The sequence below is a fragment of the Stenotrophomonas sp. SAM-B genome (assembly GCF_013387485.1).
Lineage (GTDB): Bacteria > Pseudomonadota > Gammaproteobacteria > Xanthomonadales > Xanthomonadaceae > Stenotrophomonas > Stenotrophomonas maltophilia_AA.
Map to the genome: position 1 here is coordinate 1 of NZ_JABBXB010000004.1, position 22,845 is coordinate 22,845.

The window sequence follows — 22,845 nt, forward strand, 5'->3', positions numbered from 1 at the left end:
AGAAACCGGCGTGGGGACCCAAGCTACCCAGCGGTCGCAAGACCTAGAGCCACACGGTCGCCCACGCCGGGCTCTCGGCACCTAAAGTGCCAGATCGGCAAGAGATAAGAGCCACGCCATGCGTGGCCGTTCCCTCAGCGCGCGATGAGCGCCACCGCCAGCCCCACCACCGGCAACGCCCACGCCAGCGGCGCGATCCAGCGCGGGCGGTATGGATACAGCCCGAACGCGATCACCACCCCGCTGATCGTCAGCGCGCCCAGCCACAGCACCGGGCCGATCGCCCAACCGTGGTCCAGCACGCACAGCGCGAATGCGACGGTCAGCAGCGCCCAGCCCACCCAGCGCCATACCCGCATGCGGGATGCGCTCGCGCCGGCTTTGCCATGCAGGTCCAGCTGGTGCTTGTCCATGGCCAGCGACAGCGCCGTGAATGCCGAGAAGGTCAGCGTGATGGCGAGCAGCATCATGCCGTGGCCTCCGCCGCGGCCGCCTGCTGGCGACGCTTCTTTTCGGCCGCGCTCAGCGGGGGCTGCCAGCGCTGCATGCGATGGCCGCAGTACGCCAGCATCGCGCCGAAGGCGAGCATGGTCAGGTCGAACCCGGCCAGCACCCAGTCACCGCTACGCAGGGTTACGCCCAGATGCGCATGCGTGGTGAGCGCGTTGACCACCGGGATCAGGGCGAACAGCACGCCACCCAGATACAGCTGCCAGGTCCACATCATCCGCTTCGGCCAGAGGAAGCCGGCCAGCAAGGCAGCGGCCCAGGCATAGAAGAAGGCATTGACCTCGGCATCGGAACGCTCGGCCATGTGTACGGGCAGCAGACGGTTGGCCAGGAAGTAGGTCGCGAACGCGATCGGCAGGCCAGCAACCGCGCCGATGTTGAGCGCGTCGACCAGGCGCAGGCCGAAGCCGGTCTTGCCGGACTTGGCATGCTTCGGCCGTTCCTTCACCGCCCACAGCACCACGCCACTGGCGACCATCAGGCAGCCGATCAGGCCGGACAGGAAGAACAGCGCACGAAGGCCCCAATCGGCGAAGCGCGCCAGGTGCAGGCCGTACATCACGCCGCGGGTCTGGGTTGCCCCGCCCGAGGCCGGGCTGGCCTCGATCAACTGGCCGGTGATGGCATTGAAACGCAGCGACGGGGTATCCACCGACAGGCGCTTTCCATCGCGCTGGGTGATGTCCACGATCGCGTTGGCCGCGCCCGGGTGGTACAGGGTGAAGCCGGCCACGTCCGCGCCCTTCCATTCGGCGCGGGCGCTGTCCAGCAGCTGCTGGATCGGCAGCGGCGTGGCGCGTCCCTCGGCGGGGGTCTCGATCTCGGCCAGGCGCGCGAAGGCCTCGCTGAAGAACGCCTCCTCGTCCTTGGGGTAGGCCACGCTCACGCCCCACGGCAGGTACATGAACATCAGGGTGACGATGCCGGTGTAGGTGATCATCGCGTGGTACGGCAGGGCCATCACCGCGCTGACGTTGTGGAAATCCAGCCACGAACGCAGGCCCTTTTCCGGACGGAAGGTGAAGAAGTCCTTGAAGATCTTCTTGTGCGTGATCACGCCGGTGATGATCGCCACCAGCATGAACATCGCGCAGAACCCCACCAGGTAACGCGCCCAGTACACGGGGATGTAGTGCAGGTCGAAATGCAGGCGGTAGAAGAAGTCGCCACCGCGGGTCTCGCGCGCGGCGATCTCCTCGCCGGTGTTCGGATCGACGGTGGCATCGCCGAAGCGGCCACCGCCGCGCCGGCGGCGCTCGCCTTCCACCGGTGGCTTGACCATCGATTCGGGGTTGCGCCAGAACATGCGCATCGCGGGGTTGCGCGGGTCGGGCAGGGTGACGTTCCAGCTCTCGGCCTGCGGGGCCTTGTGCTGCAGGAAGGTCAGCGCACGTTCGGCGGCCACGTCGGCGGTGACGCTGCTGCGCGGCAGTTCCGGGCGCATCCAGCGGCTGATCTCTTCGCGGTAATAGCTGGCGGTGCCGGCCATGAAAATCAGCAGCAGCAGCCAGCCGACCAGCAGGCCGGTCCAGGTGTGCAGCCAGGCCATCGACTGGCGGAATCCATTCTTCATGCGGCCCCCTGCAGCAGGCGGGTGCCCACCCAGAACAGCACGGTGGGAACCAGGATGCCGACCCAGGCGCGCAGGGCGGTGCGGGTGGCGAACGCCCACAGCGCCGCGCAGGCGCACAGCACGATCGCCACCATCATGCCGGTCAGCACGGCTTGCCCACGCGCGATCGGCAGGGCGACCGCGAAGAACATCGAGCAGGTGGCGGCCAGTGCGTAGCCGCCGAAGATCGCGGCGAGCGAGCGTGACAACACACCCAACCAGGGGCGGGTGAAGAAGGAACCAAGACGGTTGAACCTGGCGCTGGCGTGCGGCGTGCTGTCCACGGAAACCTGCTGATCGATCGGGGAAACGGGCATCACCGGCCGCAGCCGGTGATGAAGAAAAGTGGCCATCCGTGGCCGTGTTCACTGCGCGTCGCAGTGGTCCCTTGGAGCCGGTGTCAGAGCTTCCAGCGCAGGTTCAACATCACGTTCCGTAGGCAGCCACACGCGCAGTTGCCAACAACGATGATCTCGACGACGGAGAGGCGGGCAAACAGGACATGGCAATTCCAGTGTGAGAATCGGCACCATCCGCGCACAGCGACGCTGCCAAAGGCAGAAGGCGGTGCGAGGAACCACGGATCATTGGAGGTACACGGGACCGTTGCGCGGCAGAGCGCAGGGCCTCTGTGCGTCAATTGGCCAAGCGCACAGCCGATTGGTGAATGATAGGCATTATCATTTAGTTAGACAAGCGTCACGGCGGTGTCGGGAGCGGGGAAACGCCGTTCGCTGGGGTACGTCCGGGGGCTACAAGACCGTCGCCTGTGTGTCACGGCCGGGCAATATCGCGTCAACAGACTGTGAGGATGTCGTGACACGCCGTCACTGCATCCCCCATCTGTTCGTTCGCGGAGTCGTCAGTGAATCGTTGTGCCCTTGCTGTTGCGGTGCTGTCCGTCCTTACCTTCGCCACGGCCGCCGATGCGCGCGCCGAGGCCGCCCCGGCAGGGAATGCCGCGGCCCCCGCCACCCTGGACACCATGATCGTCACCGGCACGCGCGGCAGCAATCGCACGCAGTTCGACACGCTGGCTCCGGTGGACGTGTTCTCACAGGAAGAGATCCAGGCGATCGAATCGTCCGACCTCAACGATGTGCTGGCGCAGCTGGTGCCGTCGTTCGTGGTGCAACGCATGCCGATGAACGACGGCCTGGTGTTCGTGCGGCCGGCCACGCTGCGTGGCCTCTCGCCGGACCAGACCCTGGTGCTGGTCAACGGCCGACGCTTTCACCGCTCTGCGCTGCTCGGTGCACGCGGTGCGCAGGGCCCGGACCTGGCCCAGATTCCGGTGCATGCTATCCAGCGCATCGAAGTGCTGCGCGACGGTGCGTCGGCGCAGTACGGCTCGGATGCAATCGCCGGCGTGATCAACATCATCCTGGATGATCGCGTCGGGGGTGAGCTGTCGCTGGGCCTCTCCGAATACAGCGAGGGCGATGGCACGGGCCGCAAGATCGGCGGCCGCCACGGCTTCGCATTGGGCGACAAGGGCAGCCTGTCGCTGTTCGCCGATTGGGACAAGTCCGATGCCACCTCGCGCAGCCGCCAGCGCGCCGATGCGATCGCCTTCCAGAACGCGCATCCGGATCTGGTCGTGCCCGATCCGGTGCAGCGCTGGGGCCAGCCGGACCTGGAGAACCGCCATTTCGGCGTCAACCTCACCCTGGCCTTGAACGACAGCGTCGACCTTTATGGCTTCGGTCTGTACGGGCACAGCGAAGGCGTCAGTGATTTCAACTGGCGCAATCCCGATGGCACCGCCTCGGTCTACAACCGCAGCCGCGTGTTCCCCGGCTGGGATGCGCGCAGCCTGTACCCGACCGGCTTCAGCCCGAAATACGGCAACGAGCAGGACGACCTGCAGGGCGTGCTCGGCCTGCGCGGTTACTGGGGCGAGCGCTGGCGTTGGGATGTGAGCGGCTCCTATGGGCGCAACCGCATCGACTACACGCTGGGCCATTCGATCAACGCCTCGCTCGGCCCGGACAGCCCCACCTCGTTCTACCTTGGGCGCCTCTCGCAGGAAGAGAAGAACCTCAACGCGGATATCGTCTATTCGCTGCCGGTCAGCGCGCTGGCCGCGCCGATCAACATCGCCTTCGGCGCGGAGACGCGCGAGGAAACCTACGGGGTGGATGCCGGTGATCCGGCGTCCTATGCGATCGGCCCGGGTGCGGTCACCGGCCTGGCCGGTGGCGCCAATGGTGCGCCGGGTTTCAGCGCGGCCAATGCCGGGCGCTGGAGCCAGCGCAGCCGCGCGGCCTATATCGATGTCGAAGCGCCGTTGACCGCGCGCTGGACGGTCGGCGCAGCCACCCGCTACGAGCACTTCTCCGCCTTCGGTGAAAGCGTGGACGGCAAGCTCTCCAGCCGCTTCGAGTTCACCCCGGACCTGGCGGTGCGCGGCTCGGTCTCCACCGGCTTCCGTGCGCCGACCCCGGGCCAGCTCTACACCCAGAGCACCCAGCAGGGCCTGGATACCGTGACGCTGCAGGTGTTCACCACCGGCCGCCTGTCGCCCAGCGATCCGCTCGCGATCCAGCTCGGTGCCCAGCCGCTCAAGCCGGAGCAGTCGCGCACCGCCTCACTCGGCCTGACCTGGAAGAACGACCTGGGCTTCTCCGGCTCGGTAGACCTGTACGACATCAAGGTCACCGACCGATTCAGCCAGTCGGCCTCGTTCGCGGTGCCGGCCGGCGTGCCCAACCCGCTGGCGTACACCTCGGTGAGTTTCTACACCAACGATTTCGATACCACCACGCGCGGTGTCGACGTGGTCGCCAGCCACACCACCGCACTCGGCGCGGGACGACTGAGCACCACGCTGGGCTACAACTACAACCAGACCCAGGTGTACAGCGGTGCCACCGGCGTGGCCACCAATGAAAGCCAACGCCGCATCTTCGAAGAGCGTCTGCCGCGGCAGAAGGCCACCCTCGGCAGCACCTACGCGTGGGGCCGCTTCAGCGTGCTCGGCAAGCTGCGATACTACGGGGCATGGACAGACTCTTCGGGCAATGCCACCGGCGACATCTTCCAGCGCTTCGGGGCGATGAGCTTCGTCGATCTGGCCGTGAGCTGGACTGTCACCGAGCAGCAGACGCTGCGGATCGGCGCGGACAACCTGTTCGACCGCTACCCGGACGAGGCCAGCTTCCAGGCCAGTCGCGGCCTGATCTATTCGCGGAACGCGCCGTATGACACCGACGGCCGCAACCTCTACGCCGAATACCGGATCCGCTACTGATGGACCGGCAACGACGCTCTCTGCTGCGTGGCGCACTGGCCCTGCCGGTCGCCACGGTACTTTCCGGCACGACCGCCATGGGTGCTGAACCGATGGCGCTGCCGGCAGTGGGCACGCGTACGCCCACAGAGCTTGCCGCCGACGAAACCTGGTGGGCGCAGGTCCGCGCGCTGTACGACCTCACCGATGAGGTCGTGATGCTGGACAACGGCTACTGGGGCGCGATGGCGCGCCCGGTGCTGCAGGCCTACCAGCAGGCCACTGCCACGGTGAATGCCGGCAACGCCTGGTTCGGGCGCCTGGCGTTCCCGCCGCTGTTCGAACAGGCCCGCGTGCGCCTGGCGCAGGTGCTGGGGGTGGAGACCGACGAGATCGTGCTCACTCGCGGTGCGACGGAAGCGATGCAGGTGCTGATCGGCAGCTACCGCGGGCTGTCGCCGGGCGATGCGGTGATGTACGCGGACACCGACTACGACAGCATGATCAGCGCGATGCAGTGGCTGCAGGCGAGGCGCGGTGTGCAGCCGGTGGCGATCACGCTGCCCGAGCCGTTCGACCATGACAGCATCGTGGAGACCTACCGCCGCGCGCTGGCCGCCAACCCGCGCGTGCGCCTGCTCCTGCTGACCCACGTCAATCACCGCAACGGGATGCTGCTGCCGGTGGCCGAAATCGCCGCGCTGGCCAGGGCGGCCGGCGTGGAGGTGGTGCTCGATGCGGCGCATGGCATCGGCCAGGTGGATACGCCGCTGCGCGCGCTGGGCGTGGATTTCATCGGGATCAACCTGCACAAGTGGATCGGCGCGCCGGTCGGTGTCGGCGCGGTGTATGTCCGCCGCGGACGGGTGCGTGATCTGGATCCGTACATGGGCGAGCAGGACCACGACGACATCCGCACCCGCGTGCACACCGGCACGGTCAACTTCGCGGCGTACATGGCACTGCCGGTCGCACTGGACCTGCACGAGCGCGTCGGGGTGGCCAACAAGCGTGCGCGCCTGCTGCGCCTGCGCAATCAGTGGATGGATGCGTTGCGCGGCGACGCGCGCATCCAGCTGCTGGGCTCGGACGACCCGCGGTTGTCCAGTGCGATCACCTCGTTCCGGCTGCGCGGGCAGACCACGATGCGCGACAACACCGGCACCTCGCAGCGGATGGTGAAGCAGTCCGGGGTGTTCGTGGTGCCACGCGAGGGGTTGGCCTCCGGCGCCTGCCTGCGGGTGACGCCGGGCATCTTCAGCACGCCGGCGCAGATGGACGCACTGGTGGCGGCGGTACGCGCGGTCGCCGGCTGAGGCATCCGGCGACGCTGGCGGTGACCTCGCCAGCGTCCGTCGGCAGGCCCGACGCGGGTCGGGCTACCAGTGGAACCACACCGTCAGCGCGTGCAGGATCACGCCGATCAGGCCACCCACCAGGGTGCCGTTGAAGCGGATGAACTGCAGGTCGCGGCCCACGCTCAGTTCCAGCTGCTCGACCAGGTGGCGTTCGTCCCAGCTCTTGACCGTCTGCGCGATGTGCTCGGTCACGCCGCTGCGCAGGCGGGTGGTCAGGCGCTCGGCGCCGTCCATCAGGTGCTGGTTGAGCGCGTCGCGCAGCGACGGGTCGGCCTGCAGCGCCTCACCCACGGAGGCCAGGCTGCGGCGCAGATGGCCGGCGAGCGCGGAGTCCTCGCTGGCCAGGTCGGCACGCAGGCTTGCGTGGATGCGCGCCCAAAGGCCCTGTACGTACTCCTGCACGGCCGGGTGGTCGATCACCTGCTGTTTGAGCTGTTCAACTTTCTCGGCCAGGGCCGGGTCTTCGCGCAGGCGCTGGATGTAGTCGCTCAGCCAGGTTTCGTAATCGCGGCGCAGCGGATGCTCGGGCTGGGCCAGGATCTGCTGCAGTTCTTCCAGCACCGCCTGCGCCAGGCGCCCGGCCAGGGTGTCACCGATCTCGTCGATCGGTTTGACCCAGTTGACCGTGCTGGCCAGCTTGGGCCACTCGCGCTGGATGTAGCCCACGATCAGCGTGGAGGCGCGGTCTTTGACCTTCTCGTTGCCCAGCCATTCGCTGATCCGGGTCAGGCCTTCATCCAGCACCCGCTGGTGGCGGTTGTCGGCGGTCAGCAGGCCGAGCAGTTCACCGGCGGTGGCGGCCGCGTTCCACTGGCGCAGCTGCTGGATCACGAACCCCTGGATGCTGCGCCGAACCGCGGCTTCATCGAGGAAATCCAGTGCCTGCAGCGCCCAGCCGCGGGCCATGTCGGCCAGCATGCGGGCGCGTGCGGGTTCGGCGAGCCAGCTGCCGAGGCGGCTGGCCGGATCGAACACCTGCAGCCTCGCCAGCAGCGCCTGCGGTTCCAGGAACTGGTCGCGCACGAACAGCGCGAGGCTGTCGGCAATGCGGTCCTTGCTGCGCGGGATGATGGCGGTATGCGGGATCGGCAGGCCAAGCGGCCGCCGGAACAGCGCGACCACCGCGAACCAGTCGGCCAGCGCGCCGACCGCGGCGGCTTCGCAGAAGGCCGAGACCCAGGCCCAGATGCCGCGTTCGCCGTGCCAGTGGCTGACCGCGAAGCCGGCCAGCATCGCCACCAGCATGGCCAGGGCGATCAGTTTGAGGCGGCGCAGCTGGGCGCGGCGCGGGTCGGGCGGGGAGATCGGCGTCATTCCGGCAGTCTAACGACCGAAGGATGATTGCGAGGTAGTGCCGGCCGCTGGCCGGCAACCAGGCACCCCCATCCGAAGGTTGTTCGCGTTGCCGGCCAGCGGCCGGCACTACACCCGATCAGGCGTCGGCCATCTCGCTGTCCTGCACCTGCTTGCGCAGCGCGGCCAGCTGCTGGCGCAGGGTGTCGTTCTCCAGGGTCAGCGCGATGATGCGCTGGCGCAGTTCGCCCGGGCCTTCGCCCAGTGCGTTGAGCGCATCGGCGATCTCGGCGGCGCGGCTGGGGTCGATCTCGGTGTCGCCATCGGCGCTGTGCAGCACCTCCTGGGCCGGCTTGCGCGGCTTGCGCTTGGACTCGCGCACGCGCTTGGCGGCCTGCTTGAGTTCGTCCTTGCCGGCGGCGGCCGCGGCGCGCTGTTCATCTTCGGGCAGGTCGGCCACGGCGGCTGCGGCGCTGATCGAGATCACCCCGGTCTTGACCGCTTCCACCAGCTCCGGCGCGGCCTGCTTGTGGATACGCTCGATCATCGTCACCTGGCTGCTGCTCAGGCGCGCTTCGCGGGCCATGTCGGCGCGGCTGACCTTCGGCGCGGCGGCCCAGGGCGGGCTGTCCTCGTCACCGGCATCGGCCGGGCCGCTGATCTCGCCGTCGCTTTCCTTCTGCAGCTGGGCCTGGTCGGCGCGATGACGCTCGGCCAGGATGTCGCGCTTGCGCAGCGCCAGCACGCCGCGCTGGAAATCGGAGACGCTGCGGCGGCCCAGGTGCTGCTCGATCATCCACAGGTGGACGTCGTCCATCGACTGGAAGCGGGTGTTCTGGATCGTCTGGAACGGCAGGCCGTGTTTCTGGCAGATGCCGTAGCGGTTGTGGCCGTCCACCAGCACCTCCCCCCACAGCACCAGCGCATCGCGGCAGCCCTCGGCGAGGATGCTGCGCTCCAGGGCGTCGTGCTCGTCCGGGGTCAGCGGGTCGATGTAGGCCTTGAGTTCTTCTTTGACGACAATGTCCATGCAATCCGGTACGCGAGTGAAACGTGACCGACCATTGTAAGGATCGCGGCGGCCGCCGTCGTCGCCGATGGATTCAGGCTCAGCCGGTGGCGCGGATCATCTCGCCCAGCACGTCCACGATCCGGTCGATGTGGCTGCGCTCCAGGATCAGCGGCGGCGACAGTGCGATCACATCGCCGGTGCAGCGCACCAGCAGCTGGCCGTCGCGGAAGCAGCGCTCGAACACCTCGTAGCCCCGTGCGCCCGGGGCATCCTTGCGCGGCATCAGCTCGACCGCGCCGATCAGCCCGAAGTTGCGGATGTCGATCACATGCGGCAGCCCGCGCAGGCTGTGCAGCCGTTCCTGCCAGTAGTCGCCCAGCTCGAGGGCACGCTCGAACAGATGCTCTTCGGCGTAGGTATCCAGGGCAGCCAGGGCGGCCGCACAGGCCAGCGGATGACCGGAATACGTATAGCCATGGAAGAACTCGATCGCGGCCGGCGGACCCTGCATGAAGGCACCGTGGATCGCATCGCTGGCCAGCACTGCCCCCATCGGCACTGCGCCGTTGGTCAGGCCCTTGGCCAGGGTCAGCAGATCCGGGGTGACCCCGAAGCGCTGCGCGGCGAAGGCGTTGCCGACCCGGCCGAAGCCGGTGATGACCTCATCGAACACGAGCAGGATGCCGTGCTGGTCGCAAATCTCGCGCAGGCGCTGCAGGTAGCCCGGCGCCGGCAGGATCACGCCGGCCGAGCCGGCGATCGGCTCGACGAACACCGCCGCGATGGTGGACGCATCGTGCAGAGCGATCAGCCGCTCCAGATCCTCGGCCAGCTCGGCGCCGTGGCGTGGCAGGCCGGGACTGAAGGCATTGCGCTGCAGATCGAGCGTGTGACGCAGGAAATCGCTGCCCGCCAGCAACGGCCCGAAGCTCTTGCGGTTGTTGGGCAGGCCGCCGATCGACAGGCCGCCGAAGCCGACGCCGTGATACGCCTTCTCGCGGCCGATGAAGCGCGTGCGGTGGCCCTCGCCGCGCAGGCGATGGTAGGCCAGCGCGATCTTCATCGCGGTGTCGACCGCTTCGGAACCCGAATTGGTGAAGAACGCATGGTTCAAGCTGCCCGGCGCCAGCGCGGCCAGGCGCTGGGCCAGCACGAAGGGCAGCGGTGAGCCCATCTGGAAGGGCGGCGCGAAATCCAGCGTGGCGGCCTGCTGCTGGATCGCCTGCACGATCCGCGGCCGCGCATGTCCCGCGTTGCAGCACCACAGCCCGGCTGCGCCATCCAGGATCGGGCGGTCGTCGACGTCGTGGTAGTACATGCCCTCGGCGCGGACCAGCAGGCGCGGGGAGGCCTTGAACTGGCGGTTGGCGGTGAACGGCATCCAGTACGCGTCCAGGTCCGCGGGCGCTTGGCCGGCCAGGGTCGACAACGACGATTCGGGACGAGGCATGAGGCACTCCGCAGGGTCGCGATGGTCACGACTTTATCGCACCCGCCTCACGTCATCCCGTGACGGCGGCGGGTATAACCGCCTTACCCGAATGACAATGACACCGCGAGGATGACGCCCATGACCACCGCACGCACCCGTGACGACTGGCAGCGCCAGTCCGATGCACTGGCCTTCCAGGGCCAGGCCTTCATCGATGGGCGGTATGTCGATGCCGCCAGCGGCGCGCGGTACGACTGCATCAGCCCGATCGACGGCCGCGTGCTGGTACAGGTGGCCGATGCCGATACCGTGGATGTCGACCGTGCCGTCGCGGCGGCACGGCGCAGTTTCGACGCAGGGGACTGGTCGCGGGCCGCACCCTCGCACCGCAAGCAGGTGCTGCTGCGGCTGGCCGATCTCGTTGAACGGCACGCCGACGAACTCGCGTTGCTGGAAACCCTCGACATGGGCAAGCCGGTGCGCGACGCCCGCCAGGGCGACCTGGCCGGGGTGCTGCGCTGCCTGCGCTGGACGGCCGAGGCGGTCGACAAGGTGTACGGCGAGGTCGCCCCTACCGCGCTGGATACGCTGGGCCTGATCACCCGCGAGCCGATCGGCGTGGTGGCGGTGATCGTGCCGTGGAATTTCCCGCTGCTGATGGCTGCGTGGAAGATCGCGCCCGCCCTGGCGGCGGGTAACTCGATCGTGCTCAAACCGTCCGAACGGTCCCCGTTGAGCGCGATCCGCCTTGCCGCACTGGTCGCCGAAGCCGGGGTGCCCGATGGCGTGTTCAATGTGCTGCCGGGCCATGGCGAGCGCACCGGCGAACCGCTGGCGCTGCACATGGACGTGGATGCGCTGGCCTTCACCGGCTCCACCGCCGTCGGTCGCCGGTTGCTGCAGTGCGCGGGCAGATCCAACCTCAAGCGCACGTGGCTCGAGTGCGGTGGCAAGAGCCCGAACCTGGTGTTCGCCGACGCGCCGGATCTGGACAAGGCCGCGCAGGCCGCCGCCACCGCCATCTTCTACAACCAGGGCGAGGTGTGCACGGCAGGCTCGCGCCTGCTGGTCCAGCGCTCGATCAAGGATGCCTTCGTGGCGCGGGTGCTCGCACAGGGCCGGCACATGCAGCCGCAGCATCCGCTCGAGCCGGACGCCGCGATGGGCGCCCTGGTCGATGAGGCGCACGCGGGCCGCGTGCTGGACTACGTGGCACGCGGCGAGGCCGAGGGCGCGCGCCTGCTGCTGGGCGGCAGGCGGCGCGAGGTGGTGCCGGGCGGCAGCTATGTGGAGCCGACGGTGTTCGACGACGTCGATCCGCAGCACACGATCGCCCGCGAGGAAATCTTCGGGCCGGTGCTGTCGGTGCTGACCTTCGATCACGAAGAGGACGCGTTGCGCCTGGCGAACGACTCGGTCTATGGCCTGGCCGCCGGTGTGTGGACGCGCGACCTGGGGCGTGCGCACCGGGTGGCCCGCGGGCTGCGTGCGGGCAGTGTCTGGGTCAACCAATGGGACGGCGGCGACATGACCGCGCCGTTTGGTGGCTACAAGCAGTCCGGCATCGGCCGCGACAAATCCCTGCACGCCTTCGACAAATACACCGAGCTCAAGGCGACCTGGATCCATCTGGGCGAATGAGGCCCCTCAGCAGTCCTGGCCGTGGCGGATCAGCGCCTCGCGCAGCAGGTCGCGATCCATCTCGTCCACGGCGTTGCGCAGGTAATCGATCTGCTGCCGGGTGAGTCTGCACTGGTCCACCATGTAGCCCGGCGGCCAGGCACCGATCAACTGGAAGATGCCCTGTACGATCTGCTCCGGCGTCATTCCCGCCTTCATGCGGAAGCGCTCGCGCCGGGGCTGGAACGCAGGGTGGACCTCCCGGTCGCCCAGCACGCGCGGCACCAGGGAGGCAGCGTCGATGCCGCTGCCGGTCAGCGACGACGGCACGCTCAGGTCCAGCGGCACGGGCAGGGCCAGTGGATCCACGGCGGCGTGCGATGCGGGGGTTGGCGTGGTCGCGACGGGCGCAGGCAGGCGCCGCGATGCCGCGGCCTGCACCGGGGAGGGCGGGGTGGCCGTCGAGGGCGGGGGAACCGGTGCAGGCAACGGCGTCGGCAGCCAGTACAGCGCCAGGCGCGCTTCATCAGCGGCAACACTGGGGGCCGGTGAATGCAGCAGCACGCCCAGCATCAGTCCGTGCACCACGATCACCACGGCGATGGCGGTCGGCTGTGTCCAGCGCGAGGCGGTGGCACTCTTCCTTGAGGCAGACATCCGGGACCGTCCTGGTGGGGTGACCGCCGTGAGACCGGGCGGTGCAGGGGAAGTTCCTGCCCGATGCGCAGGTCGCCGACCCGGTCACAGCCTGACAGTCTCGTCTGCAACCATCGCGGCAGGCCCGGGGTGGGCGTGGCAGAATCCGGCAGCTGCCTATTCCTGCGTACCCGATGTCCACACCTGCTGTCGCCCCTGTCGTGAACTCCCCCCGCCGCATCCTGCTGGCGAGCCTGATCGGCACCACCATCGAGTTTTTCGATTTCTACATCTACGCCACGGCGGCGGTGCTGGTGTTTCCGCACCTGTTCTTCCCGGAGAGCAGCGACGGGGCGGCGATGCTGCAGTCGCTGGCGACCTTCGCCGTCGCGTTCATCGCGCGGCCGGTCGGTTCGGCGGTGTTCGGCCACTATGGCGACCGCATCGGGCGCAAGGCCACCCTGGTGGCGGCGCTGCTCACGATGGGCATCTCGACCGTGGCGATCGGCCTGCTGCCCACGCATGCCAGCATCGGCCTGGTGGCGCCGGCGCTGCTGGCGCTGTGCCGGTTCGGCCAGGGCCTGGGGCTGGGCGGGGAGTGGGGCGGCGCGGTGCTGCTGGCCACCGAGAATGCACCGCCCGGCAAACGGGCCTGGTACGGCATGTTCCCGCAGCTGGGTGCGCCGCTGGGCTTCCTGCTCTCGGCCGGCATCTTCCTGCTGCTGGGGCGCGCGATGAGCGAGGCCGACTTCCTGCAGTGGGGGTGGCGCGTGCCATTCCTGGCCAGCTCGCTGCTGGTCGGCATCGGCCTGTGGGTACGCCTGAACATCCACGAGACCCCGCAGTTCCAGGCCGCGCTGGACCGCAACGAACGGGTCAAGCTGCCGATGTTGACGGTGCTGCGCGAGCATCCGCTGACCCTGGTGCTGGGCACCCTCGGGGCATTCGCCACCTTCGTGCTGTTCTACCTGATGACGGTGTTCACGCTGGGCCACGGCACCACCGTGCTGGGCTATTCGCGTGAGCAGTTCCTGCTGCTGCAGATGGTCGGCATCCTGTTCTTCGCGGCGGGCATTCCGATTTCCGCGCTGTACGGCGACCGCTGGGGCACGCGCCGCACCATGATCGTCGCCAGTGGCCTGATCCTCGCCTTCGGCGTGGTGTTCGCGCCGCTGTTCCAGGCGGGCAGCCCATGGCTGGTGCTGGGCTTCCTGGCGCTGGGCCTGTTCCTGATGGGGCTGACGTATGGGCCCTGCGGCACCTTCCTGGCCGAGATCTATCCGGTCCAGGTGCGCTATACCGGCGCCTCGCTCTCGTTCAACCTGGCCGGCATCCTCGGTGCCGCACCGGCGCCGTACGTGGCCACCTGGCTGGCCGAACGCTACGGCCTGGTGGCGGTGGGCTACTACCTGTGCGTGACCGCGCTGATCACCATCGTGGCGCTGCTGGCGATGGGCCGGCGCGGGCGCTGATCAGCGGAAGAAGCGCTTGAGCGTGCGGCCCAGCCAGCTGCCCTGCTGGTGGTCGCGCGCGAACTGGTTGAGGTGCTGCTTGACCTGCGGCGCGTAGGACTTGTCATCGCCACGGATGTGGTTGAACAGCCATCGCGACAGCATCGTGCGCAGCTCTTCGGTGACGTCTTCGCCCGCCTGGAAGCGCAGCCGGTACTCGCCCACGCGCTTGCCGAAAATTTCGTGCACGCGCTTGTGCGCCGCGCAGAACGGGTAGCCGGCTTCCTCCATCAGCTCTTCTTCGAAGGCGAAGTGGGACATCGTGTAGTCCACCAGCTCGTCGATCACTTCGGCCACGGCCAGCCGCTCCAGGCTCTTCTGGGCGACGTGCAGGTGGTTGAGCATCTCCACGATGCGCATGTGCTGGTGATCGATGACATCGATGCCGATGTTCAGATCGTCCTGCCAGACCAGAAGTGCCATGGTGCGTTCCCCGCGCTGTTCAACTGGGGGCGACTCTAGGCAGTCGCGGCCGGGGCCGCGTTGATCTCGATCAAGGCGCCAGGGCGGGCTCGCGCTGGCGTGGGCCGGTGGCCACGGTGGCGCAGTGGACCCGGTTGCGGCCCCCCGCCTTGGCCAGGTACAGCTGCCGGTCGGCCTCGGAGATCAGCCGGTGCAGCGAATCGCGTTGCGGGCGCAGGCAGCACAGTCCGATGCTGACCGTCATGCGCAGGGTGGTATGGCCCAGGTCGACCTCAAGCGCGGCGATCGTCTGGCGCAGTTCGTCGAAGTAGACCAGCGCTGCCTCCTGGTCCAGGCCCGGCACCAGCAGGCAGAACTCCTCGCCACCGAAGCGCGCGACCAGGTCGTCCTGGCGGGCGTGCTGGGCGACCGCCGCCGCGACCGCGCGCAGCGCATCGTCACCGGCCTCATGCCCATGCGTATCGTTGATGTGCTTGAAGTGGTCGATGTCGATCATCGCCACCGCGACCTGTTCACCGTCCAGGTGCAGCTGCGGCAGCTGGCGCTGGCTCTGCTCCAGGAAACACCGGCGGTTGGGCAGGCCGGTCAGGAAATCACGGGTGGCCAGGTCCTGCAGGGTGCCGATCAGCTCGAGCTGATCCACGTTCTGCGAGACGCGGCAGAAGAACTCTTCGCGCGAGAAGGGCTTGCGCAGGAAATCGTTGGCGCCGTTCTTGAGGAAACGCGGGATCAGCGATGGATCGGTGTTGCCGGAAATGCCGATCACCGCCAGTTTGTCGCGCGAGCGCATGGTGCGCAGGCGGCGGGTGAACTCCACGCCCTCCATGCCGGGCATTTCCTGGTCGACCACGGCCAGCCGGATCGCCGGATGGGCCTCGATCGCCTTGAGCCCCTCGGCACCGTCGGCGGCCTCGTAGACGTCGTGCCCGTACATGCGCAGCAGCGAGGCGGCGTACATCCGCGCCGACATCGAGTCGTCCACCACCAGGGCGGCGATGCGCCGGTTGCGCTCCAGCCGCTGCACCAGCCACACCAGGTAGTCGATGCTGCCCGGCGTGTTCTTGAGTACGTAATCGATGATCTGCTGCTGCAGTACGCGCTTGCGCAGGTCTTCGTCGTAGACGCCGCTGACCACCACCGTGGGCAGCCCGCGCGACAGGAAGTAATCGACCACGGTGTCGCGGTCGCCATCGGCCAGGACCAGCCCGGTCAGGACCAGGAACCAGCCCTCTTCTTCATCGAGCAGCCGACCGGCTTCGGCCAGGCTGGTCGCCACCGAGACCGGCAGCTCCAGCCGCTGCTCGATCGCCTCGCGCAGCATGCTGGTGAACGTGCGCGAGTTTTCCACCAGCAGGATCCGCTGGGGCAGGGCATCACCGGGGTCGCTGAGGTCAGCGCCCTGCAACAGTGCCGGCATGAGGCGTACGCTCGGTTCCGAGTGGGTCGGGACAGATAGCGGCGGTTTCACACGCAACTTTAGGTCGACGCGCAGCGGCCCCTACGCGGCGCCCGTGCGCAGCAGCGCATCGCTCCATCGGGAGGCAGGCAGGGCGGTCTCGGTCAGCAGGATGCTGACGCGATTGTGGCGGCAACGTACTGCGCCGCCGTAGGCCAGTGCGCGCGCCGCCAGCCGCTCGCGCGCCAGTGCCGCCGTCGCCTGCGAAAGCTGGCGGTCGCTGTCGAGCAGGGCCACGACGATCACGATCCCGCGCTGCTGCCGGACCCGGCCGCAGCGCACATGCACCCGGAGCTGCCCGGTCTCCTGCCCAAGCAGCAGGGACACCGCGTCGCTCAACGTGCGATAGGCGGCCAGCTGCACGTCCACGCTCAATCGACATGGGTCGCCCGCCAGGCGTGGCTGGGCCATGCGGTCCGATCGTTCCCAGCTCTCGCGGAGGCCGCCTGTCTGCAGGGCCAGATAGAGGCCGAGCTGCTCCAGCGCGGTGGGATAGAGCATGCTGGCCTGCTCGCGGAACTGCCGTGAATGGCGTGCGGAGGTGTGCAGCAGCGCAGCGGCCGTGTCGTGGTGTCCGTGCGCCTGGAGCCAGGTCACCACCTGGCTGAGCGACACATCCATTCCCTCGCCGCTGCTCTGCAGGTGGAGCGCACGCTCCCTGAGGATGATCTCACTGGAGATCTGCGAGGTTCTGGCGAGCGCGAGGGCCGCTTTCTCGGCCTGCTCGCGGGTCCGGTATTGCTGGCGGTAATGGCTGATGCTGGAGCCCAGCGCGAGAAGCGCGATGCTGACCACGGCCATGCTCTGCTGGGTGGCGAAGGTCTGCGCATCGAAGGATTCGGGAAGGCCGGTGCTGGGCGTCGTGATGTGGATGATCAGGTTGAGCAGCGGAACGCCGATGGCGGCGCCGCGCCAACCGTGCATACAGGTCAGCGCGATCGCAGGCAGGGCCATCAACAGCAATACACTGGCCTTGGCACCGTCAGTCTCCGGCGGCGTCACGATGGAGGAGATGCCCAGCAACAGGGTCAGCGCGATGGCGGCCAGGGTGGGTACCACGAAGCGCCGCGACCATTCCGGTTCGCTCCGGCGCCGTGTCCAGAGCAGTGCAGGCAACGCAAGCGTCAGGATGGCGATGAAGTCACCCAGGATCATCCGGGCTGCGCTGCTCGTGACAGGGATCGCGGGCGGTACCGGCCACAGCAGATGCGACCCGGTGAGATTGATCGCGGTGACGACAATGGCGGCGGACGCGGCGACGGACAGCAGCCAGATGACGCTCGTGCCCGCCATCATCCTGCGATGCAGGTGCACGATCATCGCGACGGCGGGCATGAGCAGTACCGACCCCAGGACCACCCACGCCAGGCCGTACCTGCCGATCATGGGAATCCGCATCTGCGCGAAGTAGGCGTACTCGCCCAGCAGGAGGTAGGGCCACAGCCTCGGTGGGCAGACCAGCAGCGCGGCGACACGGACGCCGGCCGGCAGGTAGAACTGGTCGAGGGAGAATTTCCGCGCACCCCAGCAGGCGACGGCATACACCACGGCAATCACCAGCCCCGCGGGCTGGATGCGCAGACTCAGCTGAAGACCTTCTTTCGACCACTGCAGTCCCACCATCCCCTCCCCATCCCGGCCGGAACACCCCCGGCAGGTACGACATGACACGAGCGTCCGTTCAGATCGGACGGTATCGGCAGAACGGGCATGGCGCAATCGTGTCTACGTGGGGATCACCACAACGCATCCCGCAGCTTGTACCAGGACATCGCCGCGACCAGCAGCGGCGTCCGCAGCATGCGCCCGCCGGGGAAGGGCCGGTGCGGGATGCGTTCGAACACATCCAGGCGCTCGGCCTGCCCGGCGATGGCCTCGGCCAGGACCTGGCCGGCGAGCCCGGCTGCCGCCACGCCGTGGCCCGAGAAGCCCTGCGCGAAATAGACATTCGGGGTGAGCCGGCCCCAATGCGGGGCGCGGTTGCGGGTGATGTCGACATAGCCACCCCAGACGAACTCCAGTTCCACATCGGCCAGCTGCGGGAACACCGCGCGCATGCGCCGGGTCATGACCCCGCGCAGGCCGGGTGGGGGCAGGGCGGAGTAGCTGGCCTGGCCGCCGAACAGCAGGCGGTGGTCGCGGCTCAGCCGGAAATAGTCCAGCGCCCAGCTGACATCGGCCACGGCCATGTCGTTGCGGATCAGCGACTGCGCGCGTGCCTGGCCCAGCACCGTACTGGCGCCGATATACGTACCCACCGGCATGATCCGCGATTCCAACTCCGGCGCGATGCCTTCCAGCCACGCGTTGCCGGCGATCACCACATGGTCGGCTGTTACCGTGCCGTGCGCGGTGCGCAGTTGCGGCCGTGCCCCTCGGATCAGCTGCAGGACCGGCGACTGTTCGTGGATCACCGCCCCGGCCCCCTCGGCCGCGCGCGCCAGGCCTTGCGCATAGGCCAGCGGATGCAGGTGGCCGCTGTGGGGATCGAACATGGCCCCGCGGTAGCGCGGGCTGTCCAGCTGTCCGCGCAACTGCGCGCGGTCCCACCACTCCAGGGGATAGTCGTAGCGCTGGGCCAGATCCATCAGCCCGGCACGCAGCATGCGCTCCTGGCGGGGTTTGATCGGCACGCTGGCATGGCCGTCACGCCAGTCGCAGTCGATCTGGTGGCGGGCGATGCGGTCGCGCAGCAGGCGCATGCCGTCGCGTGAAAACGCGAACAGCGCCCGCGCGTCCTCGGCGCCGACCAGATGCTCCAGCGTATCCACTTCGCAGCCGTAGCCGACGATCGCCTGGCCGCCGTTGCGGCCGGAGGCGCCCCAGCCGACACGATGGGCCTCCAGCAGCACGACGCGATAGCCGCGCTCGGCCAGGGTCAGGGCGGCGGAGAGTCCGGTGTAGCCGGCGCCGAGCACGCAGACATCGGCGTTCAGGTCGCCGGCCAGCGGCGCACGCAGTGGCGTGCCAGGCACGCTGTCGGCGTACCAGCTCGGCGCGTGCGCTTCGCCGGCGGCGGTCACGCCGGGCACCGGCGGAAAAAGGTGAGGACGACAATCATGGACAGAGGATGCCAGCAACCGACGCGCGGAACAGCACGCAGTCTGTCGCAGCCTTTGCCGCCGGCATGTGATGGGTCGTGCTTCGCCGGCGCGGCCGCGTGTTGCGCGGGGTCTGCGCGCAGGGGTAACGTGGCCGCAGGTCATCCGAGCATGACGCATGGTCTCGCCCCCCTGGGTCGGCCTGCCCACCGACAGCACGATGCTGGGCCATCACCGCTTCGCCGCGGCGGGTGAGAAGTACCTCCGCGCGCTGGTCGAGGCGGCCGGCGTCACGCCGGTGCTGCTGCCCAGCCTGCAGCCGCCGTTGCCGGCCGCGCATTGGCTGGATCGCCTGCAGGGCGTGCTTCTCACCGGCGCGGTGAGCAACATCGAGCCGCATCTGTATGCCGGGCCGCCCAGTTGGCCGGGCAACCGCCATGATCCGGCCCGTGATGCGAACGCGCTGTCGCTCCTGCACGAAGCGCTGGCGCGCGACCTGCCGGTGCTGGCGATCTGCCGCGGTTTCCAGGAGTTGAACGTGGCCCTGGGCGGCAGCCTGCATCCGCGTGTGCACGAGGTACCGGGGATGAGCGATCATCGTGAAGATCCGGACGCGCCCGTCGAGGTGCAGTATGGTCCTGCACATGACATCCGGCTGTCCGACGGCGGTTGGCTGGCCGGTTGGGCCGGGGCATCGTCGGCGCGGGTCAATTCCGTGCACGGGCAGGGCATCGATCGCTTGGCCGAGGGGCTGCAGATCGAGGCCGTCGCCGAGGACGGCCTGATCGAGGCCGCGCGCAGCACCACGCATCGTTTCGTGCTCGGGGTGCAGTGGCATCCGGAGTGGCGGGTGGCCGACAATCCGTTCTATCACAGTATTTTCCATGCCTTCGGCGATGCTTGTCGCCGCAACTCCCTTACAGCAGACCGGTCATGACCACCCGAACGCGTTCGCGCAAAGCCGCCGCCCCCAAGCCTGTTCCGCAGGAGAGCACGCTGCTGCGCTGGCTCAAGGACCGGCGGATCACCGAGGTGGAGTGCCTGGTGCCGGACATCACCGGCAATGCCCGCGGCAAGATCATTCCGGCCGACAAGTTCTCGCACGATTACGGCACTCGCCTGCCGGAAGGCATCTTCGCCACGACGGTCACCGGCGAATTCCCGGACGACTATTACGAGCTGACCTCCCCCTCGGATTCGGACATGATCCTGCGCCCTGATGCCGACACCGTCCGCATGGTGCCGTGGGCGACCGATCCGACCGCGCAGGTCATCCATGACTGTTTCACCAAGACCGGCGAGCCGCATGAGCTGGCCCCGCGCAACGTGCTGCGTCGCGTCCTCAATGCCTATGCCGAACTGGGCCTGCGCCCGGTGGTGGCACCGGAGCTCGAGTTCTTCCTGGTCCAGAAGAACACCGATCCGGACTTCCCGCTGCTGCCGCCGGCCGGCCGCTCCGGGCGACCGGAGACGGCGCGCCAGTCCTACTCCATCGATGCGGTCAACGAGTTCGATCCGATCCTCGATCTGATGTACGACTACTGCGATGCGATGAAGCTGGACGTGGACACGCTGATCCACGAATCCGGCGCGGCGCAGCTGGAGGTCAACTTCACCCACGCCAACGCGATGGACCTGGCCGACCAGGTGTTCCTGTTCAAGCGCACCATGCGCGAATCGGCGATGCGCCACGGCATCTATGCCACGTTCCTGGCCAAGCCGATGGAGAACGAGCCGGGCAGTGCGATGCACATCCACCAGAGCCTGCTGAAGATCAGCGATGGCAGCAATGTGTTCACCGGCGAGCATGGCGGTGAGGATTTCAGCCCGCTGTTCGGCCACTACCTGGCCGGCCTGCAGAAATACGTGCCGGCCGCGATGGCGTTCTTCGCGCCGAACGTCAACTCTTACCGCCGGCTGATGTTCGGCGAAGTCTCGCCCAGCAACGTGCACTGGGGCTTCGACAACCGCACCTGCGGGCTGCGGGTGCCGCTGGACACGCCCGAGAACATGCGGGTGGAAAGCCGGTTCGCTGGTTCGGACGCCAACCCCTACCTCGCGATCGCCGCGACCCTGGCCGCCGGGCTGCTCGGCATCCGCGAGCAGGGCTCGCCGACCGCGCCGATCAGCGGCAGCGCCAAGGAGCTCGGCTACGACCTGCCGCGCTCGCTGGGCGAGGCGCTGGACGGGCTGGAAGGCTGCCCGGAGCTGCGCGAGATGCTCGGCGAGCGCTTCTGCCGCGCCTATGTGTCGGTCAAGCGCAAGGAATACGAGACGTTCTTCCGGGTGATCAGCTCCTGGGAGCGCGAGTTCCTGCTGCTCAACGTCTGACCCCAGGCACCCCATCCGGCATGGCCGTGAGGGCCGTGTGCTGGGAAAATGGGGACATGCCCGGTAGGCTGGCACCCGTTGCGCCGGTCCGGCCGGTTCCCCCCAACTCGCACCTGACCTGTGGAGAGTCCGATGAAGCTGCGAATCCTCACCCTCGGCATTGCCGTATCCGTGCTGACCGCCTGTGGCGGCGGTGACAAGCAGGACGACGCCAAGGTGCTGAACGTCTACAACTACAGCGATTACATCGCCGAAGACACCATCCCGAATTTCGAGAAAGCCACCGGCACCAAGGTGACCTATGACGTGTTCGACAGCGATGAGATGGTCGAAACCAAGCTGCTGGCCGGTAACAGCGGGTACGACGTGGTCGTGCCGACGCTGAACTTCTTCGGCCGCCAGATCAAGGCCGGCGTGTTCCTGCCGCTGGACAAGAGCAGGATCCCGAACCTGGCCAATCTCGATCCGAGCGTGATGAAGCGCATCGCGCAGCAGGATCCCGGCAACGAATACGGCGTGCCGTACATGATCGGCACCACCGGCATCGGCTACAACGTGGAGCTGCTCAAGCAGCGCTTCGGTGGCAGCACCGAGATCGCCAACAGCTGGGACCTGATCTTCAAGCCCGAAAACATCGCCAAGATGAAGGACTGCGGGATCACGATCCTGGATACGCCGTCGGACATGATCCCGATCGCGCTGCATTACCTGGGCGAGGATCCGCACAGCCAGGACCCGGCCACGCTGGAGAAGGCCGCCGCGCTGCTCAAGACCATCCGCCCGTACGTGCAGAACTTCCACTCCTCGCAGTACGTGGGCTCGCTGGCCAACGGCGGTACCTGCCTGGTGGTGGGCTGGTCCGGTGACATCATCCAGGCCCGTGACCGCGCGGCCGAGGCCTCCAACGGCGTGACCGTGGCGTACTCGATCCCGCGCGAAGGCGCCCCGCAGTGGTTCGACATGCTGGCCATCCCCAAGGATGCCAAGCACCCGGAGGCCGCCTATGCCTTCATCAACTACCTGCTGGAGCCGAAGGTCGCCGCGGCCAACACCAACTTCATCCACTACGCCAACCCGGTGACCACGGCCACGCCGCTGGTGGACGAAGCGATCCGTACCGACCCGACCATCTACCCGCCGGCCGATGTGGCGGCGAAGATGTTCACCTATTCGATCAACACGCCCGAGGTCGACAAGCTCTATACCCGGCTGTGGACCGAGGTGAAGACCGGGCGCTGACCCGCCCCTGCGACGCCGGCCCCGTGCCGGCGTCGTCGTTTCAGGGGGAGGGGCGGCAATCCGCCCCGGGCCCGGCGAAGCGGGCCGCCCGACCGGGTAGCGCATGACGCCACGACGACCGGTAAAATGGGATGCTCCC

Annotated in this window: 18 protein-coding genes; 7 read left to right on the forward strand and 11 right to left on the reverse strand. The window is 68.1% G+C overall.

From position 1 onward, the window contains the following. Positions 1 to 134: 134 nt before the first annotated feature. From HH110_RS09955 to HH110_RS09965, 3 genes are read right to left on the reverse strand one after another with little or no spacing between them, the layout of a single operon-like run. A complete protein-coding gene (locus HH110_RS09955; RefSeq protein WP_176989546.1) occupies positions 135 to 470 on the reverse strand; it encodes a DUF3325 domain-containing protein in 336 nt (111 codons plus the stop codon). After that, complete coding sequence (locus HH110_RS09960) at positions 467 to 2,083, reverse strand: PepSY domain-containing protein (protein WP_176989547.1); 1,617 nt, start codon at positions 2,081 to 2,083, stop codon at positions 467 to 469. The genes HH110_RS09955 and HH110_RS09960 overlap by 4 nt, the downstream gene beginning before the upstream one ends. Further along, complete coding sequence (locus tag HH110_RS09965) at positions 2,080 to 2,439, reverse strand: DUF3649 domain-containing protein (protein ID WP_241696518.1); 360 nt, start codon at positions 2,437 to 2,439, stop codon at positions 2,080 to 2,082. Before HH110_RS09965 ends, HH110_RS09960 begins: the two co-directional genes overlap by 4 nt. 548 nt (positions 2,440 to 2,987) lie before the next feature. Here HH110_RS09965 and HH110_RS09970 point away from each other — a divergent pair. Together HH110_RS09970 and HH110_RS09975 are read left to right on the forward strand one after the other, a co-directional pair. Continuing rightward, the gene (locus HH110_RS09970; protein ID WP_176989548.1) at positions 2,988 to 5,375 is read left to right on the forward strand and encodes a TonB-dependent receptor; all 2,388 of its coding nucleotides are present in this window, start codon (positions 2,988 to 2,990) and stop codon (positions 5,373 to 5,375) included. Continuing rightward, positions 5,375 to 6,670, forward strand: coding sequence for an aminotransferase class V-fold PLP-dependent enzyme (locus tag HH110_RS09975; protein WP_176989549.1), 1,296 nt, complete (start codon positions 5,375 to 5,377; stop codon positions 6,668 to 6,670). The genes HH110_RS09970 and HH110_RS09975 overlap by 1 nt, the downstream gene beginning before the upstream one ends. 63 nt (positions 6,671 to 6,733) lie before the next feature. Here the strand turns inward: HH110_RS09975 and HH110_RS09980 are convergent, their stop codons facing one another. The 3 genes from HH110_RS09980 to HH110_RS09990 all read right to left on the reverse strand — a co-directional run bounded on the left by HH110_RS09980 (position 6,734) and on the right by HH110_RS09990 (position 10,467). Continuing rightward, entirely contained in the window at positions 6,734 to 8,026 is a 1,293-nt protein-coding gene (locus tag HH110_RS09980) for a DUF445 domain-containing protein (protein ID WP_176989550.1), read from the reverse strand. 118 nt (positions 8,027 to 8,144) lie between these two features. Then, positions 8,145 to 9,035: a plasmid replication/partition related protein gene (locus tag HH110_RS09985; RefSeq protein ID WP_176989551.1), complete on the reverse strand. Its 891-nt coding sequence runs from the start codon at positions 9,033 to 9,035 to the stop codon at positions 8,145 to 8,147. A 79-nt stretch (positions 9,036 to 9,114) separates the two neighbouring features. Next, positions 9,115 to 10,467, reverse strand: coding sequence for an aspartate aminotransferase family protein (locus HH110_RS09990; protein ID WP_176989552.1), 1,353 nt, complete (start codon positions 10,465 to 10,467; stop codon positions 9,115 to 9,117). A 120-nt stretch (positions 10,468 to 10,587) separates the two neighbouring features. Here HH110_RS09990 and HH110_RS09995 point away from each other — a divergent pair, with 120 nt between their 5' ends. Next, entirely contained in the window at positions 10,588 to 12,090 is a 1,503-nt protein-coding gene (locus HH110_RS09995) for an aldehyde dehydrogenase (RefSeq protein ID WP_176989553.1), read from the forward strand. A gap of 6 nt (positions 12,091 to 12,096) precedes the next feature. On the opposite strand, the gene HH110_RS10000 is transcribed toward HH110_RS09995, so the two are convergent. Continuing rightward, positions 12,097 to 12,726, reverse strand: a complete 630-nt coding sequence (locus HH110_RS10000) for a hypothetical protein (protein WP_176989554.1) — start codon at positions 12,724 to 12,726, stop codon at positions 12,097 to 12,099. Between the two features lie 173 nt (positions 12,727 to 12,899). On the opposite strand from HH110_RS10000, the gene HH110_RS10005 reads away from it, so the two are divergent. Further along, positions 12,900 to 14,177 carry an MFS transporter gene (locus HH110_RS10005; RefSeq protein WP_176989555.1) on the forward strand — a complete coding sequence of 426 codons (1,278 nt, stop codon included), beginning with the start codon at positions 12,900 to 12,902 and terminating at the stop codon, positions 14,175 to 14,177. Here the strand turns inward: HH110_RS10005 and HH110_RS10010 are convergent, their stop codons facing one another. The 4 genes from HH110_RS10010 to HH110_RS10025 all read right to left on the reverse strand — a co-directional run bounded on the left by HH110_RS10010 (position 14,178) and on the right by HH110_RS10025 (position 19,118). After that, positions 14,178 to 14,639 (reverse strand): bacteriohemerythrin, encoded by a 462-nt coding sequence (locus HH110_RS10010; protein ID WP_176989556.1) that lies wholly within the window; start codon positions 14,637 to 14,639, stop codon positions 14,178 to 14,180. A gap of 70 nt (positions 14,640 to 14,709) precedes the next feature. After that, complete coding sequence (locus tag HH110_RS10015; protein WP_176989557.1) at positions 14,710 to 16,056, reverse strand: diguanylate cyclase; 1,347 nt, start codon at positions 16,054 to 16,056, stop codon at positions 14,710 to 14,712. A gap of 81 nt (positions 16,057 to 16,137) precedes the next feature. After that, on the reverse strand, positions 16,138 to 17,718 hold the full coding sequence (locus HH110_RS10020; protein WP_176989558.1) for an MASE1 domain-containing protein: 1,581 nt from the start codon (positions 17,716 to 17,718) through the stop codon (positions 16,138 to 16,140). 113 nt (positions 17,719 to 17,831) lie between these two features. Next, entirely contained in the window at positions 17,832 to 19,118 is a 1,287-nt protein-coding gene (locus HH110_RS10025) for an FAD-dependent oxidoreductase (RefSeq protein WP_176989559.1), read from the reverse strand. A 196-nt stretch (positions 19,119 to 19,314) separates the two neighbouring features. On the opposite strand from HH110_RS10025, the gene HH110_RS10030 reads away from it, so the two are divergent. The 3 genes from HH110_RS10030 (at position 19,315) to HH110_RS10040 (ending at position 22,706) form a co-directional block, all read left to right on the forward strand. Beyond that, a complete protein-coding gene (locus HH110_RS10030) occupies positions 19,315 to 20,073 on the forward strand; it encodes a gamma-glutamyl-gamma-aminobutyrate hydrolase family protein (RefSeq protein WP_176989560.1) in 759 nt (252 codons plus the stop codon). Continuing rightward, positions 20,070 to 21,467, forward strand: coding sequence for a glutamine synthetase family protein (locus HH110_RS10035; protein ID WP_176989561.1), 1,398 nt, complete (start codon positions 20,070 to 20,072; stop codon positions 21,465 to 21,467). Before HH110_RS10030 ends, HH110_RS10035 begins: the two co-directional genes overlap by 4 nt. A 132-nt stretch (positions 21,468 to 21,599) precedes the next feature. Beyond that, positions 21,600 to 22,706 (forward strand): polyamine ABC transporter substrate-binding protein, encoded by a 1,107-nt coding sequence (locus HH110_RS10040; protein WP_102789220.1) that lies wholly within the window; start codon positions 21,600 to 21,602, stop codon positions 22,704 to 22,706. Positions 22,707 to 22,845: the final 139 nt, after the last annotated feature.

What these genes read in the sequence shown, in the direction of transcription:
- HH110_RS10030 (WP_176989560.1), top strand. Translation starts at nt 19,315, where the DNA reads ATGGTCTCGCCCCCCTGGGTCGGCCTGCCCACCGACAGCACGATGCTG.
- HH110_RS09965 (WP_241696518.1), bottom strand. Translation starts at nt 2,439, where the DNA reads ATGCCCGTTTCCCCGATCGATCAGCAGGTTTCCGTGGACAGCACGCCG.
- HH110_RS10035 (WP_176989561.1), top strand. Translation starts at nt 20,070, where the DNA reads ATGACCACCCGAACGCGTTCGCGCAAAGCCGCCGCCCCCAAGCCTGTT.
- HH110_RS09975 (WP_176989549.1), top strand. Translation starts at nt 5,375, where the DNA reads ATGGACCGGCAACGACGCTCTCTGCTGCGTGGCGCACTGGCCCTGCCG.
- HH110_RS09980 (WP_176989550.1), bottom strand. Translation starts at nt 8,026, where the DNA reads ATGACGCCGATCTCCCCGCCCGACCCGCGCCGCGCCCAGCTGCGCCGC.
- HH110_RS10020 (WP_176989558.1), bottom strand. Translation starts at nt 17,718, where the DNA reads ATGGTGGGACTGCAGTGGTCGAAAGAAGGTCTTCAGCTGAGTCTGCGC.
- HH110_RS10040 (WP_102789220.1), top strand. Translation starts at nt 21,600, where the DNA reads ATGAAGCTGCGAATCCTCACCCTCGGCATTGCCGTATCCGTGCTGACC.
- HH110_RS09990 (WP_176989552.1), bottom strand. Translation starts at nt 10,467, where the DNA reads ATGCCTCGTCCCGAATCGTCGTTGTCGACCCTGGCCGGCCAAGCGCCC.
- HH110_RS09995 (WP_176989553.1), top strand. Translation starts at nt 10,588, where the DNA reads ATGACCACCGCACGCACCCGTGACGACTGGCAGCGCCAGTCCGATGCA.
- HH110_RS10005 (WP_176989555.1), top strand. Translation starts at nt 12,900, where the DNA reads ATGTCCACACCTGCTGTCGCCCCTGTCGTGAACTCCCCCCGCCGCATC.
- HH110_RS10000 (WP_176989554.1), bottom strand. Translation starts at nt 12,726, where the DNA reads ATGTCTGCCTCAAGGAAGAGTGCCACCGCCTCGCGCTGGACACAGCCG.
- HH110_RS09985 (WP_176989551.1), bottom strand. Translation starts at nt 9,035, where the DNA reads ATGGACATTGTCGTCAAAGAAGAACTCAAGGCCTACATCGACCCGCTG.
- HH110_RS09960 (WP_176989547.1), bottom strand. Translation starts at nt 2,083, where the DNA reads ATGAAGAATGGATTCCGCCAGTCGATGGCCTGGCTGCACACCTGGACC.
- HH110_RS09955 (WP_176989546.1), bottom strand. Translation starts at nt 470, where the DNA reads ATGATGCTGCTCGCCATCACGCTGACCTTCTCGGCATTCACGGCGCTG.
- HH110_RS10015 (WP_176989557.1), bottom strand. Translation starts at nt 16,056, where the DNA reads ATGCCGGCACTGTTGCAGGGCGCTGACCTCAGCGACCCCGGTGATGCC.
- HH110_RS10010 (WP_176989556.1), bottom strand. Translation starts at nt 14,639, where the DNA reads ATGGCACTTCTGGTCTGGCAGGACGATCTGAACATCGGCATCGATGTC.